The following is a 13840-nucleotide window of genomic DNA, read 5'->3' on the forward strand; positions in this document are numbered from 1 at the left end:
CACCCTATGGACGGCATACCGACTGGTCGGCATGATGGCTTGCGAGCAACAGCCAGTCAGTCACCGTCCACCCCGTACGGAGGTGCCCAGCATGACCCCAGCGCCGGACGACCCGCGAGGCCTCGATCTGCAGCGGCTGCGCGGCCATCTCGACAGCGCGCGGCCCGGGCTCGTGGCCGGTCCGCTGAGCGGCCGGCTGATCGAAGGGGGCCGGTCGAACCTGACGTACGCGGTCACCGACGGCACCGCCCGCTGGGTCGTGCGCCGTCCCCCGCTCGGCCACGTCCTGGCCACCGCTCACGACATGCGGCGCGAGCACCGGGTGATCGCGGCCCTGCACGGGACCGCCGTGCCGGTGCCCGAGCCGCTGCTCCTGTGCGAGGACGAGTCCGTACTCGGGGCGCCGTTCTACGTCATGGAGTACGTGGAAGGGGTGCCTTACCGCACGGCGGGCGAGCTCGCCGCGATCGGCCCCGAGCGCACCCGGCGGGCGGTGCTGGGCCTGGTGGACACGCTGGTCGAGCTGCACGCGGTGGATCCGCAGGCCGTGGGGCTGGGCGACTTCGGCCGGCCCGAGGGCTTCCTCGACCGGCAGCTGCGCCGCTGGGGCAAGCAGCTCGCGGCCTCGCGGGGCCGTGAGCTCGCCGGGATCGACGAGCTGCACGGCGCGCTCGGCCGGGCGCTGCCCGACTCCCCCGCGCCGACCGTGGTGCACGGGGACTTCCGGCTGGACAACGTGCTGATCGGCGGGCCGGACGACACGATCCGGGCGGTGCTGGACTGGGAGATGTCCACGCTGGGCGATCCGCTGACCGATCTCGGACTGCTCGTGATGTACAGCTCCGACCTGGGCCTGCCCGAGTCTCCGGTCAGTACGACGAGCGGGGCGCCGGGCCATCCGACACCCGCCGAGCTGGTGGAGCGGTACGCCGCACGCTCCGGCCGGGACACCGGCGCGATCGCCTGGTACACGGCCTTCGCCTGGTTCAAGCTCGCGGTGATCCTCGAAGGCATCCACTACCGCTACACGCTCGGGCAGACCGTCGGCGCGGGCTTCGACCGGATCGGCGAGCTGGTCCCGGTCTTCATCGAACACGGTCTGACCACCCTCCAGGCCCCCCACACGTTCCAGAACCGCCAGGAAGGCTGAGGCACCTCACTCATGGATTTCGCATTCGACGCCCGGACCGAGGAACTCCGCGAGCGGCTGCTCGCGTTCATGGAGGAGTACGTCTACCCGGCGGAACCCGTCGCCGCCGAGCAGCGCGCACGGCTGGCCTCACCCTGGGACACCCCGGCCGTCTTCGGTGAACTGAAGGCCGAGGCGCGCCGCCAGGGCCTGTGGAACCTCTTCCTCCCGGATGCCGAGTACGGCGCCGGGCTGACGAACCTCCAGTACGCCCCGCTCGCCGAGATCACCGGCCGCAGCCCGCACCTGGCGCCGACGGCTACCAACTGCGCGGCCCCGGACACCGGGAACATGGAGCTGCTCGCGCAGTTCGGCAGCGAGGAGCACAAGAAGCAGTGGCTGGAACCGCTGCTGGCCGGGGAGATCCGCTCCGCCTTCGCGATGACCGAGCCGGAGGTGGCGTCCTCGGACGCGACCAACGTCGAGACCCGGATCGAGCGGTCCGCCGACGGGGCCGAGTACGTCGTCACCGGGCGCAAGTGGTTCATCTCCGGCGCCATGAACCCGGACTGCAAGGTCTTCATCGTGATGGGCAAGACCGATCCGGCGGGCGCCGACCCGCGCCGCCAGCAGTCGATGATCCTGGTCCCGCGCGACACCCCCGGGGTCGAGGTCCGCCGGGCCATGACGGTGTACGGGTACGAGGACCACGACCACGGCGGCCATGCCGAGGTGGTCTTCGACGGGGCGCGGGTCCCGGCGGCGAACCTCATCGGCGAGGAGGGCAGCGGCTTCGCCATCGCGCAGGCGCGGCTCGGCCCGGGCCGCATCCACCACTGCATGCGGCTGATCGGCATGGCGGAGCGGGCCATCGAGCTGATGTGCCGGCGCGCGGTGGACCGTACCGCCTTCGGCAAGCCGCTGGCCGCGCAGGGGGTCGTGCAGAACTGGATCGCGGACGCCAGGGTCACGGTGGAGCAGTTGCGGCTGCTGGTGCTGAAGACGGCCTGGCTGATGGACACGGCCGGGAACCGGGGCGCGCACACCGAGATCCAGGCGATCAAGATCGCGACCCCGCGGGCAGTGGTGGGGATCCTCGACCAGGCGGTGCAGCTGCACGGCGCGGGCGGGGTCAGCCAGGACTTCCCGCTGGCCGAGCTGTGGGCGGCGGCGCGGACGCTGCGGCTGGCCGACGGGCCGGACGAGGTCCACCAGCGCTCACTGGCCCGGCGCGAGCTGAAGCGCTACATGTAGGGACCGGCCACCACGCCCCTGTCCGGAGAGCCGGCTCCGGACAGGGCGTGCGGGGCGACGGCGGCCCGACAGGCCCTAGCTAGTGCTGCGCCGCAGAAGTTCGTGGAGGTCAGCTGGCCCCTTTGAGCAGGCGGCGCAGCCGCAGCGTCATGCAATGGCCCGCCTCGCCGCCAGGGGGGACATTACGGGCGAACCGCCGATCGGGTCGGCAGCCGAACCTGCTGAAGAATCGAGGTCAACAACTCACCCACGGATCCGTCAGGCTTGCACAGTCACACGCGGCGAGGCGGGAGACTCTGGCTGGGAACGGATTCCCGCGCCCCCGCGTGGGGTGCCATGGGCAGCGAAGAATTCCTCGGCCGTGAGGCCGAAAATGAGGTTGTCGTGGTAGCGGCCGCCGAAGTAATCGTGCCGCCGCAGACGGCCCTCCAGGGTCGCTCCGAAGGCGAGCATGCCTGCTTGTGAGACCTTGTTGAAGTCGTGCACGTAGGCTTGGGCCTTCTGGTAGCGGCGCTCACCGAACATGTAGCCGAGTACCAGAAGTCCGGCCTCCCAGGCATACCCCTTGCGCTGGTGTTCCGGGGCGACCGCCATCCCCAGATAGAAGCGGCCTGCCACGGGGTCAGCTTGAGTCGTATTGACGCAGCCCACCATGCCCCTGTGCTGCCGATCGGTGATCGCGAGGAAGAAGTTGTCGTCCAGGGGGCCCTTCGCTGCTTCCTGCTTCAGCCATTCCCGGCAGTTGTCAGGCGAGCGCGGTGCGGTGACTCGCTCCCAGGCGCGCTGGTAGGACGATGAGGACTCAAGCGCAAGGACGACTTCCCAGTCGCTTGGCTCCACGCGACGCAGAACGGTGTTCTCTGCCGCCCAGACAGGACGGGACAGGTCCATAGGCCCTGTGCCGTCCACATGTTCCAGTGCTGCCTGACCTGTTCGTTCTTGGTCGATCACGCGTCCATCCGTGCGTCTGTGTCGTGGAAGTGGAAATTGAGCGCCGAGAGGAGATCGGCGAATCGATCAAGACCAGTGGGGCCCTGGCCATGCTGGCAGAGCCCCACACGTCGCGAACGTCGTGAATCAGCCGAACTCGCCCGCCCGCACCCCCTCGCGGAAGGCAGCCCACTCCTCGGGGGTGAACCGCAGGTCACCAAGACCGGGATTCTTCGAGTCCCGCAGCGCCACAGCGCCGCCGCCGATCTCAGCGACCTCGACGCAGATTTGCAGGCTGTAGCTGCTCTTGCCCCACTGCGCTCCGCTGATGTCCCGTGCGTAGAGTTCGTTCTTCTCCATACTCAGCTCCTTCGGTGTGCCCCCGCAGTGAGCTTCCCTGCCCGTGGCCACAAAACCCCCCATGTCGCCCGTATGGAGCAAGAGTTAAGCGTCCTACTGCTGTGCCCCAGAAGTTCGTGGAGGGACGTCAGGTCGCAGAGCTGTCGGGGTAAAGACTGCAGGCGCAGTGCAGGTATTCCTTGAGGCTGCTGGAGGGAAGCCCACCGGGCAGCACGTCGTCCTCGCACACCCCCATCCTGTCGCCCGGTCGGCGGCCCTTGGCCGTGATCACTGTTCATGACCAAGGGGGCGGGGCGGAGCACAGCAGTCGCGGTGAGGCTGAACGAAGCGACCGGGGCAGTGCTGCAACAGCTCGCCTCGTCGGCGAAGGCCCAGGTGAGGCAGGTGTTGCGGGCCAGGATTGTGCTGGCTGCGGCCGATGGGGATAGCAACGGGTCCATCGCCCGCCAGCTCGCGGTGAGTGTGAACACGGTCCGCCAGTGGCGCGGGCGTTATGCCCAGCACGGGCTGGAGGGTCTGAAGGACGCCGCCCGCACCGGTCGGCCGCGCCGCTATGGCGATCTGGTCCGCGTGGCCGTGGTCGCCGCCGCCACGAGCATGCCGCCCGGCCCGCAGGCCACCTGGCTCAACCAAGTCGAACTCGTCTTCTCGGCACTCACCCGCGCCGTCCTGCGCCACGGCGACTTCTCCAGCCGCGAGGACCTGATCGAGAAGATCGACGCCTGAGCCATCCGACGCAACGAACACGCCCGCCCGTTCCGCTGGACCTACGACGGCAGCCCGCTGAAAGAGGCCAGCTGACCTCCACGAACTTCTGCGGCGCAGCACTAGGAACCGACGGCGACTCGGCCCGCCGCCGCGTCGATGACCTCGTCCAGCACTTCGCGTGAGCGCAGCAGGTCGCTGATCATCCGGTCGATCCGGTCCCGCTCGGCGGCCAGTTCGGCCACCAGCGCCGGGGTGGCCCGCACCGAGGGGCCGCCGTCCGCGTCCCGCATGCAGGGCAGGATCCGTGCGATCTTCGAGCTGTGCAGGCCGGCCGCGTAGAGCTCCTGGATGCGGATGACCCGGTCGACGGCCCGCTCGGAGAAGTCGCGGTGGCCTCCGGGCGTCCGGTCGGAGACCAGCAGGCCCTGTTGCTCGTAATAGCGCAGTGACCGCTCACTGACCCCGGTGCGCGTCGCCAGTTCACCGATCCGCATGCCCGCCCCCGCTCTTGAATCTGACATCAGTGTCAGGTTCTACGGTACCGGCATGACGCAGACACCGCAGGTCCCCACCGCATCCCGCCTCTTCGAGCCGGCCCGCCTCGGCGGTCTGGAACTCCCCAGCCGCCTGGTGATGGCGCCCCTGACGCGCACCCGCGCCGGGGCCGACGGCGTCCCCGGCGACCTCATGGCCACGTACTACGCGCAGCGCGCCTCGGCCGGTCTGATCATCGCCGAGGCCACCACGCCCAACGCCGTCGGCCGGACCTACCCGCGCATCCCCGGCATACACACTCCCGCGCAGGTCGCCGGGTGGCGCCGGGTCACCGACGCGGTGCACGCCGCGGGCGGGCGGATGTTCCTCCAGCTCCAGCACGGCGGCCGGGTCGGCCACCCCGCCACCAGCGGGCACGTCCCGCTCGCCCCGTCCGCGGTGCGGTTCCCGGAGCCGCTGCACACCCCCGGCGGACTCCAGGACGCCGTCGCGCCCCGCGAGATGACGGCCGGGGACATCAGGTCCACCATCGCCGACTTCGCGGCCGCCGCCCGCAGTGCCGTCGAGGCGGGCTTCGCCGGGGTGGAGGTGCACTCCGCCAACGGCTACCTGCTCCACCAGTTCCTCTCCCGGAACACCAACCTCCGCACCGACGAGTGGGGCGGGTCGGTGGAGGGGCGGATCCGGTTCACCGTCGAGGTGGTCCGGGCCGTCGCCGAGGCCGTCGGCCCGCAGCGGGTCGGCGTGCGCATCTCGCCCGGACTGGACGTCAACGGCATCGAGGAGGGGGACACCGAGGAGATCTACCCGGCGCTGCTGGCAGCCCTGACGGACATCGGGCCGGTCTACCTGCACCAGGTCCACGCCGATCCCGCCCGGCCCGCCTTCGCGGAGATCCGCAAGGCCTGGCCCGGCACGCTGATCGCCAACCCGGCGCTCTCCCGCGAGGAGGTCGCGGCCGACGGCGGCAAGCGGCGCGGCGAGCGGCTGCTGGCCGAGGGCGCCGACCTCGTCGCGCTGGGCCGGGGCTTCCTCGCCAACCCCGACCTCGTGGAGCGGCTGCGCACGGGCGCGCCGCTGGACGAGGTCCGCCCGGAGTTCCTGATGCACGTCCACGGGGCGGAGGGCTACACCGACTACCCGACGCTTCAGGGGCGCAGCGCGCGCAGCAGCAGGTCGGCCAGGTGATCGGCGACCTGCTGCGGCGTGAGCGGCCCGTCCGCGCGGTACCAGGTGGACAGGTGGTGCACGGACCCGAAGTGGTAGTCCACCACCAGGTCGGCGGGGGTGGCGTCGGAGAACACCCCCGTCCGCTGGCCCTCCTCGATCAGCGCCCGGAAGCGCTCGTGGTAGCGCCGGCGCTCGGCCCGCACCTGCTTGGACTTCTCCGGGCTGAGCTGGTGCATCGACCGGAAGAAGATCGCCGCGTCGTCGAGGTTCTCGATGGTGGTCACCACCACGTCGGCGGCGGCCGCCCGCAGCCGCTCCTCGACGGGTGCGTCGGATCCGGCCACCGCGTCGAGCCGCTGCTGCTGCAGGCGCAGCATCCGCGCGTACACCTCGTGCAGCAGGTCGTCCTTGGACCCGAAGTAGTGGTAGAGCGCGCCCTTGGTGACCCCGGCCGCCTCGACGATCTCCTGCACGGACGTGCGGTCATAGCCTCGCTCGGCGAACAGCCGGGTCGCGACGGCCAGCAGCCGCTGCGGTACCGGGGCCTCGTGCGCGCCTTCGGGTTCCGTGGTCCTGGCAGCCATGGCGCCGACCTTCCCTTCCCTTTCCTCCTGTACGACCGTCCGACTGTTTTCAGCCGCGATCGCGCAGTTCCCGTCGCAGGATCTTGCCACTGGTGGTCTTCGGAAGGACAGGCAGGATCTCCACCTGGCGCGGGTATTTGTACGCGGCGATCCGCTCGGCGCAGTAGGCCGACAGTTCCGCAGGCTCCGCCGAGGTGCCGGGCCGGAGGCTGACATAGGCCTTCACGCTCTCCCCGCGGTAGGGATCCGGAACGCCGACCACGGCCGCCTCGCGGACCGCGGGGTGGGTGTAGAGCACGTCCTCGACCTCGCGCGGCCAGACCTTGAAGCCGGAGGCGTTGATCATGTCCTTCTTGCGGTCGACGACGTAGAGCCAGCCGTCGGTGTCCATGAACCCGACGTCTCCGGTGCGCAGTTCGCCGTCCGGGAACGCCTTGGCGGTGTCGGCGGGCAGGCCCCAGTAGCCGGGCACGACCTGGGGGCCGCGGACGGCTATCTCGCCGCTTTCGCCGAAGGCGACCTCGGCGCCCCGCTCGTCGAGGATGCGCACGACGGTCTCGGCGCCGGGCAGTCCGACGGAGAGGGTGCCGGAGGCGGGGTCGACGGGGGCTTCGAGGTGCGGGGGGACGGAGGCGCAGGGGGCGGTGCACTCGGTGAGGCCGTAGCCGTTGCGGAGGTAGAAGCCGAAGGCGGCGCGGAGGCGTTCGACGAGTGCGGGCGGCAGCGGGGCTCCGCCGGAGGAGATCACCTGGAACGAGGCGAAGTGGTCCCGGGTGACGGCGGGGTGCGCCGCCAGGGCCATGAAGGCGGTGGCCGGTCCGACGGTGTAGGCCGGTCGGTGCTCCAGGAAGGCGTCGAGCACGACCGCGGCGTCGAAGCGGTGCGCGAGGACGAGGGTGCCGGCGTTGGCGAAGCAGGCGGCGAGCTCGCAGACCATGCCGGTGATGTGGAAGAGGGGCGCGAGGGCGAAGTAGGCGGCGCCCTCGGGGACCGGGTGGCCGGTGACCTGGCGGACGGCGTTGTACGTGAGCGCGCCGTGCGGGTTCATGGCGCCCTTGGGGGTGCCGCTGGTGCCGGAGGTGTAGCTGATGAGGGCGGTGTCGGCGGCGGTGAGGTGCGGATCGTCCGGCGCGGGGTGGCCCTGGCGGGCCACGGTCGTGAGGTCGGCGGCCGTCGGCCCCGCCGGCCAGGTCGCGGAGCCCGGGGCGGGGTGCGGCGCGGAGGCGGGCGCCGGGCCCGGCAGGGAGTCCGGCGCCCGGCGCGGATCCGGTACGGCGGCCGGGGCGAAGAGCCGCGCGTCGTCGCGGGTCTGGAAATCCCGGTCGCGGGCGGTCAGGGCGACGCGTACGTCCGTACCGCGCGCGGCCTCGCGCACGTACCCCGTCCACGCCCGGCCATCGCAGACCAGCGCGGCGGCGCCGGAGTCGCGCAGGATGTGCCCGACCTCGCCGGCCTTGTACATCGGGTTGAGCGGGACGACGACGGCCCCGGCCTTCCAGGCGGCGAGGACGGCGAGCACGAAGTGCGGGGTGTTCTGCAGCATGACGGCGACCCGGTCCCCGCGGCCGACGCCGTGCGCCGCGAGGTGGCCGGCGACGGAGTCGGACAGCGCGTCGGCCTCGGCGTAGTCGGTGCGGCCGTCGAAATAGGCGAGCGCGGTGCGCTCGGGGGCCCGGGCCACGGCCTCCCGGAAGAGGTGCAGCACGGTCGGCGGCGGCGCGACGGGCGCGCGCTGGGCCGGGCTGAGCAGCCCGAGCCAGGGCCGGGCGGCGTACGCGGAGCTCACCGGGTCTCCCACTTCTGCTGGATGTGGTTCATACCGCTCAGCCAGCGGTCCGGTTCGGTCGCGCGGGCGGCGTAGAAGTCCGCGACCTCGGGGTGCGGGAGGATCAAGAACCGGCCCTTCTCCATGCCGTCGAACAGTGCGTCAGCGACCGCTTCCGGCTCGATCGCGGTCGGCGCGAGGACGAGGTCGCCCGCCGATCCCGCGGCCGTCAGCATGTCGGTGCGCACCCCTTGCGGACAGATGGCGTGGACCAGGACACCGCGGTGGCGGTAGGTCAGCGAGAGCCATTCGGCGAAGGCGAGCGCACCGTGCTTGGTGACACTGTACGGCGCCGCCCCGATCATGGTCAGCAGTCCTGCGGCGGAGACGGTGGACACGAAGCGGCCGCTCCCCCGCTCCAGCCAGTCGGGCAGGAGCAGCCTGGCCGCGCGGACGTGGGCCATGACGTTGGTGTCCCAGGCCGCCTCCCAAACGGCCTCGTCGGCGAACGCGTCGCCGCCCGAGGCGAGTCCGGCGTTGGCGCAGTAGACGTCGATCCCGCCGCCGAGGGCGTCCCGGGCCTCGGCGACGATCTCCGACGCGTCGCCCGGCACCGGGATCGCCCGGGCCCCGATGGCGCCCGCCACGGCGGCGGCCTTGGCCGCGTCGAGGTCGTTGACCACCACCGTGGCTCCCTCGGCCGCGAAGCGGTGCGCGAGGGCGGCGCCGATGCCGCCGCCCGCGCCGGTGACGACGACTCGCTGGTCCTGGTACTCGCTCACGGGGATCACCTCTCGTGCGGCCGGACGCCGGCCCGGCGTACTTGGATGGCGGGCAGACTAACCGGTCGGTATGTCCGGGCGGAAGGGGTTCGCCTCGTAACGTGGCCGGATGACGCTGTCGCGACGCGGGGTACTGGGACTGGCGGGGGCCATGGGGGCGGCGGGGGCCGTGGGGGCGGCCGCCCCACGGGCGGGGCGCGTGCGGACCGGTTTCGAGCGGCTCGCGGCGGGCGGGTACGCCGAACTCGCCGGGCAGCGGGTCGGGGTCGTCACCAACCCCACCGGGATCACCGCCGACGCCCGCCACCTGGTCGACGTGCTCCACGCGGACGAGCGGGTGGACCTGGTGGCCGTGTTCGGCCCCGAGCACGGGTTCCGTGGGACGGCGCAGGCGGGCGGCTCCGAGGGGGCCTCCCGGGATCCGGCGACCGGGCTGCCCGTCCACGACACGTACGACAAGAGCGGGCAGCGGCTCGCCGACGTGTTCACGGCGGCCGGGATCGACACCGTCGTCTTCGACATCCAGGACGTCGGGGCACGCTTCTACACCTACATCTGGACGCTCTACGACTGCATGCGCGCGGCCGCCCTCGCAGGCAAGGCGATGGTGGTCCTGGACCGGCCCAATCCGGTGGGCGGCCGACGGGCCGCGGGGCCGGTGCTGGAACGGCCGTACGCGAGCTTCGTGGGGCGCGAGCCGATCGCGCTCGCGCACGGGATGACGGCGGCCGAGCTGGCCCTGCTCTTCAACGGCGAGTTCCTGGCCGGCGATCCGGTCAGGCTGCGCACGGTGGCGATGACCGGCTGGCGGCGGGGGTCCTTCTTCGGCGAGTCCGGGCTGCCCTGGGTGCCGCCGAGCCCGAACATGCCGACCCCGGACACGGCCCTCGCGTACGCCGGCACCTGCCTGTTCGAGGGGACGAACCTGTCCGAGGGGCGCGGGACGACCACGCCCTTCGAGGTGGTGGGCGCGGAAGGCGTCGACCGGCGGTGGGCCGAGGCGGCCAACGCGCTGGAGCTGCCCGGGGTGTGGTTCCGCGAGGCGTACTTCACGCCCACGTTCTCCAAGCACGTGGGCAAGGTGTGCGGCGGGGTCCGGCTGATCGTGCACGACCGGGAGGCCTTCGATCCGGTCCGGGCCGGGATCGGGCTGCTGGTCACCGCCCGGCGGACGTGGAGCGGCTTCGCCTGGCGCACGGACCACTGGATCGACAAGCTGACGGGTTCGGACCGGGTGCGAGGGCTCGTGGACGCGGGGGCCGGGGTGGAGGAGATCGCCGGTGACTGGGCGGCCGGGCTGGCCCGGTTCGAGGCGGTGCGCGGGAAGTACCTGCTCTACGGGTGAGCGGTGAGGCGGCGAGCCGGTGAGCGGGTGAGGCGGCAAGCAGGTGAGCCGGTGACGTCACGGGTCTGGCCGGGCGGGGGCGACAGCAGGATGCTGGATCCACCGGAGGGACGGCGTGGAGGGGGACGTCATGGCGGACATCACGGTGCGGGGCGCAGCCGGGATCGGGGTCGGGCCGTACGCGGAGCTCACCTTCGACTCCGAGGGGGACGTGGACCGGCCCTCACAGGGCGCGGTGTCCCGCATGGAGGCCACGGACCTGCTGGTCTTCGCGCACGGCTGGAACAGCGACCGGTCCACCGCGACCCGGCTCTACGACCGGTTCTTCGCCCCTTTCCCGGGGCTGGTGGGGACGGGGGTGCGTCTGGGGTACGTGGGCGTCGTATGGCCTTCGATCCGCTTCTCCGACGAGCCGATACCGGACTTCGAGGCATCGGGCGCGCTGGCGGAGCCCGGCTTCGGCACGGCGCTGGACCCCGGTACCCGGCAGGCGCTCGGGGAGTTCTGGCCCGGGCGGCGGGCGGAGCTGGACCGGGTGGCCGAACTGCTGGAGGAGCGGCCGGAGTCGGAGGCCGCGTTCATCGAGTTCGGGGCCCTCGTACGGGAACTGGCCGGGGTGGACTCGGTGGCGACGGCGGCCGCGCAGCCGGTGCCCGCGCTCTTCGCGGAGGACGTCCTGGAGGTGTGCCGGACCCTGACGCGCGCCCTGCTGGAGGCGGGCGCGCAGCCCGGGGCCGCCGCCGAACGGGACCTGGCGCCGGGCGGCGTACCGCGCGCCCTGTGGAACGGCGCCAAGGAGCTGCTGCGGCAGGCGACGTACTACCAGATGAAGAAGCGGGCGGGAGTCGTCGGCGAGCGCGGTCTCGGCCCGGTGCTGGCGGAGCTGGCGCGGCAGCGCCCGGCGCTGCGGGTGCATCTGATCGGGCACAGCTTCGGGGCGCGCCTGATCTCCTTCTCGCTGCGCGCCGTGCCCGACGGCGCCCGGTACGTGAAGTCCCTGACCCTGCTCCAGGGGGCCTTCTCCCACTACGCGTTCTGCGACCGGCTGCCCCACGACAAGGGCCGCGGCGGCGCCCTCGGCGGCCTCCAGCGCAAGGTCGACGGACCGGTGGTGGCGTGCCATTCCCCGCACGACACCTCGCTGCGGGTGTTCTACCCGCTGGCCTCCCGGATGGCGGGGGATTCGGCCGGACTTCTGGGTTGCGACGAGCGCTGGGGCGCCATCGGACACGACGGGGTGCAGGCCGTACCGGGTACGCCCCGGTTGGCCCTGGACACGGCCCTGCGCGAGGGGGTGCCCACGACGGGCTGTGTCAGCGTGGACGCGGGCTCGGTGGTGCGGCGCGGCGGAGCCCCTGCGGGGGCGCACAGCGACATCTGCCACGAGGAACTGGCCCGGCTGGTGGTTACCGCGGGGCGCATGGGGCGCTGACTTCCGGCCATGTGCCACCCACACGCCCCGACCGCCCCCGCATGCGCCCGGCCCGGGCCGGGCATGTTGGGCACATCTGCGGAGGTGAAGGTGCGATGGCGGGTTTCCGGAGTCTGGCTTACCAGGTGCGCGACGCGCGCAACGACCGGGCCCTGCGGCGCCATTCGCTGCGCCGCTGCCTGGAGCGGTTCGCCCCGTACGGGCACCGGGCCACCTGGTGGCACCTGTGTGACCGGCACGGGATCGCCCCCGAGGACCGGGGGGCGGATCCGCTGAGGCTGGTCGCCGCGCTGGAGGAGCTGGAGGACGCGCGGGCGGTCTGGCTGGAGTACGAGCGCCAGTTCGCGGAGCGGCGCAGACGGGAGAAGCACCACGGGCTGCGCCGGCCGGAGTGGGCGTGGGGCGGGAGCGGCGACGCGGTGGTGCGGTGCGCGGATCCGGGGGTGCGGCCGGAGGGGGCGCTGGGCGAGGTGCTGCGGCGGCTGGTGAACGCCTTGGAGTCGGCGCCGGGGACGGCGTGCCCGGTCTGCGGGGAGGAGGAACTGCGGTGGCCGGCCGCGGTCGGCGCCTGGGAGGGGGCCTGGGCCTGGGACGGTCCGGTGTGCGGGGGCTGCGGGATCGTGGTGCCGAGACCGGCGCTGGCGGACACCCCGGCGGCGGGGGCCGCGTGAGGCTCGCGCCGACGGTGTCGCTGAACGGCGCCCGGAGCGCCGCCGACGGCCCGGCCGTGCCGATGTCCCCCCAGGACCTGGCGGAGGCGGCGCTGGCCTCGGTCGCCGCCGGGGCCGGGGAGGTACTGGTGCACCCGCGGACCCCGTGCGGCCGGCAGAGCCTGTCGCCCCGGGTGGTCGGGCCGGTGCTGGAGGCGCTGCGGGGCGCGGGGGTCGGCGTACCCCTGTGCGTGGACGCGAGCATCGGGGCCGAGCCCGATCCGGCGGGGCGGCTGGAGCGGGTCCGGTCCTGGTCGGTGCTGCCGGACCGGGCGGCGGTGAGCTTCGCGGAGCCGGGGGCCGGAGAGCTGGCCGGGGCGCTGCTGGCGCGGGGGGTCGTGGTGGAGGCGGTGGTGCCGCTGGGCGGGCCGGCCGGGCCGGAGCCGATGGCGCGGTTCCTGGCCTGGCCGGTGCGCGACCCCGGGCGGGTCCGGCTCGCGGGGGAGCTCGCGACGGCCGATCCGGCCCTGGTGGCCGCTCTGCGCGGGCCGCCGCCGGTGGCGCTGCTGCTGTACGGGCGGGAGGCCGCCGCCTGGCCGGTGCTGCGGCTGGCCGCGCGGTGCGGTACGGGCGGGCGGACCGGCGTCGGGGACGTACTGCACCTGCCGGACGGGCGGCCGGCGCGGTCGAATGCCGAACTGGTCGCGGCGGCCCGGGGGGTGTGGGAGCGGGAGGCCGGGACGGGTCCTAGAGCCGCGAGCCGGTGAGCCTCTCGCCGAAGACGTCGTCGGGGTTGGACAGTGCGCAGTTCTCCAGCGAGAGGCAGCCGCAGCCGATGCAGTCCGTCAGGTGGTCGCGCAGGCGCCCGAGTTGGGCGATGCGCTGGTCGAGTTCGGCGCGCCAGGCCTCGGACAGCTGGGCCCAGTCCTCGCGGTTGGGGGTGCGCTCCTCGGGGAGCCGGGCCAGTGCGTCGCGGATGCTGGCCAGCGGGATGCCCACGCGCTGGGCGGCGCGCACGAAGGCCACCCGGCGCAGCGCGTCGCGGGTGTAGCGGCGCTGGTTGCCGGAGGTGCGGCGGCTGCTGATCAGGCCCTTGGTCTCGTAGAAGTGGAGCGCGGAGACGGCGGCGCCGCTGCGGGCGGACAGCTGGCCGACGGTGAGTTCGTGGATTTTCTCGGGAATCTGCGGCACCCCGCCGAGGGTAGTCGGAGGTCCGTTGACATACACATACGGTCC

General features: G+C 72.9%; 15 protein-coding genes. 8 read left to right on the forward strand and 7 right to left on the reverse strand.

All coding sequences use genetic code 11. From position 1 onward, the window contains the following. Positions 1–91 precede the first annotated feature (91 nt). Both OG429_RS09620 and OG429_RS09625 read left to right on the forward strand, forming a co-directional pair. Positions 92–1150 (forward strand): phosphotransferase family protein, encoded by a 1059-nt coding sequence (locus OG429_RS09620; RefSeq protein WP_328924883.1) that lies wholly within the window; start codon positions 92–94, stop codon positions 1148–1150. A 12-nt stretch (positions 1151–1162) separates the two neighbouring features. Continuing rightward, a complete protein-coding gene (locus OG429_RS09625; protein WP_328924884.1) occupies positions 1163–2383 on the forward strand; it encodes an acyl-CoA dehydrogenase family protein in 1221 nt (406 codons plus the stop codon). A gap of 258 nt (positions 2384–2641) precedes the next feature. Here the strand turns inward: OG429_RS09625 and OG429_RS09630 are convergent, their stop codons facing one another. Continuing rightward, positions 2642–3334: a GNAT family N-acetyltransferase gene (locus OG429_RS09630; RefSeq protein ID WP_266998750.1), complete on the reverse strand. Its 693-nt coding sequence runs from the start codon at positions 3332–3334 to the stop codon at positions 2642–2644. Between the two features lie 126 nt (positions 3335–3460). Next, positions 3461–3673 carry a DUF397 domain-containing protein gene (locus OG429_RS09635; protein WP_257552578.1) on the reverse strand — a complete coding sequence of 71 codons (213 nt, stop codon included), beginning with the start codon at positions 3671–3673 and terminating at the stop codon, positions 3461–3463. A 312-nt stretch (positions 3674–3985) separates the two neighbouring features. Here OG429_RS09635 and OG429_RS09640 point away from each other — a divergent pair, with 312 nt between their 5' ends. Beyond that, positions 3986–4399 carry a helix-turn-helix domain-containing protein gene (locus OG429_RS09640; RefSeq protein WP_328924885.1) on the forward strand — a complete coding sequence of 138 codons (414 nt, stop codon included), beginning with the start codon at positions 3986–3988 and terminating at the stop codon, positions 4397–4399. Positions 4400–4500: 101 nt separating this feature from the next. On the opposite strand, the gene OG429_RS09645 is transcribed toward OG429_RS09640, so the two are convergent. Further along, the gene (locus OG429_RS09645; protein ID WP_328930209.1) at positions 4501–4875 is read right to left on the reverse strand and encodes a MerR family transcriptional regulator; all 375 of its coding nucleotides are present in this window, start codon (positions 4873–4875) and stop codon (positions 4501–4503) included. 52 nt (positions 4876–4927) lie between these two features. Here OG429_RS09645 and OG429_RS09650 point away from each other — a divergent pair, with 52 nt between their 5' ends. Further along, a complete protein-coding gene (locus OG429_RS09650) occupies positions 4928–6064 on the forward strand; it encodes an alkene reductase (RefSeq protein WP_328924886.1) in 1137 nt (378 codons plus the stop codon). Here OG429_RS09650 and OG429_RS09655 read toward each other — a convergent pair. Genes OG429_RS09655 through OG429_RS09665 form a run of 3 tightly spaced genes read right to left on the reverse strand, consistent with a single transcriptional unit; the run spans position 6025 to position 9186 of the window. After that, entirely contained in the window at positions 6025–6630 is a 606-nt protein-coding gene (locus tag OG429_RS09655) for a TetR/AcrR family transcriptional regulator (RefSeq protein WP_328924887.1), read from the reverse strand. The genes OG429_RS09650 and OG429_RS09655 overlap by 40 nt on opposite strands. A 49-nt stretch (positions 6631–6679) precedes the next feature. Further along, positions 6680–8416 (reverse strand): AMP-binding protein, encoded by a 1737-nt coding sequence (locus OG429_RS09660; RefSeq protein WP_328924888.1) that lies wholly within the window; start codon positions 8414–8416, stop codon positions 6680–6682. Further along, positions 8413–9186: an SDR family oxidoreductase gene (locus OG429_RS09665; RefSeq protein ID WP_328924889.1), complete on the reverse strand. Its 774-nt coding sequence runs from the start codon at positions 9184–9186 to the stop codon at positions 8413–8415. Before OG429_RS09665 ends, OG429_RS09660 begins: the two co-directional genes overlap by 4 nt. A gap of 100 nt (positions 9187–9286) precedes the next feature. Here OG429_RS09665 and OG429_RS09670 point away from each other — a divergent pair, with 100 nt between their 5' ends. The 4 genes from OG429_RS09670 (at position 9287) to OG429_RS09685 (ending at position 13371) form a co-directional block, all read left to right on the forward strand. After that, a complete protein-coding gene (locus OG429_RS09670; protein ID WP_328924890.1) occupies positions 9287–10522 on the forward strand; it encodes an exo-beta-N-acetylmuramidase NamZ family protein in 1236 nt (411 codons plus the stop codon). A gap of 130 nt (positions 10523–10652) precedes the next feature. Further along, entirely contained in the window at positions 10653–11954 is a 1302-nt protein-coding gene (locus tag OG429_RS09675) for a serine-threonine protein kinase (RefSeq protein WP_328924891.1), read from the forward strand. A 95-nt stretch (positions 11955–12049) separates the two neighbouring features. After that, positions 12050–12625, forward strand: coding sequence for a hypothetical protein (locus OG429_RS09680; RefSeq protein ID WP_328924892.1), 576 nt, complete (start codon positions 12050–12052; stop codon positions 12623–12625). Next, the gene (locus OG429_RS09685) at positions 12622–13371 is read left to right on the forward strand and encodes a 3-keto-5-aminohexanoate cleavage protein (protein WP_328924893.1); all 750 of its coding nucleotides are present in this window, start codon (positions 12622–12624) and stop codon (positions 13369–13371) included. The genes OG429_RS09680 and OG429_RS09685 overlap by 4 nt, the downstream gene beginning before the upstream one ends. Here the strand turns inward: OG429_RS09685 and soxR are convergent. Then, entirely contained in the window at positions 13352–13795 is a 444-nt protein-coding gene (soxR, locus tag OG429_RS09690; RefSeq protein ID WP_328924894.1) for a redox-sensitive transcriptional activator SoxR, read from the reverse strand. The two genes, OG429_RS09685 and soxR, sit on opposite strands and share 20 nt — an antisense overlap. Positions 13796–13840: the final 45 nt, after the last annotated feature.

Origin of the sequence: Streptomyces sp. NBC_00190, assembly GCF_036203305.1 — a bacterium.
In the GTDB taxonomy this organism is placed as follows: Bacteria; Actinomycetota; Actinomycetes; order Streptomycetales; family Streptomycetaceae; genus Streptomyces.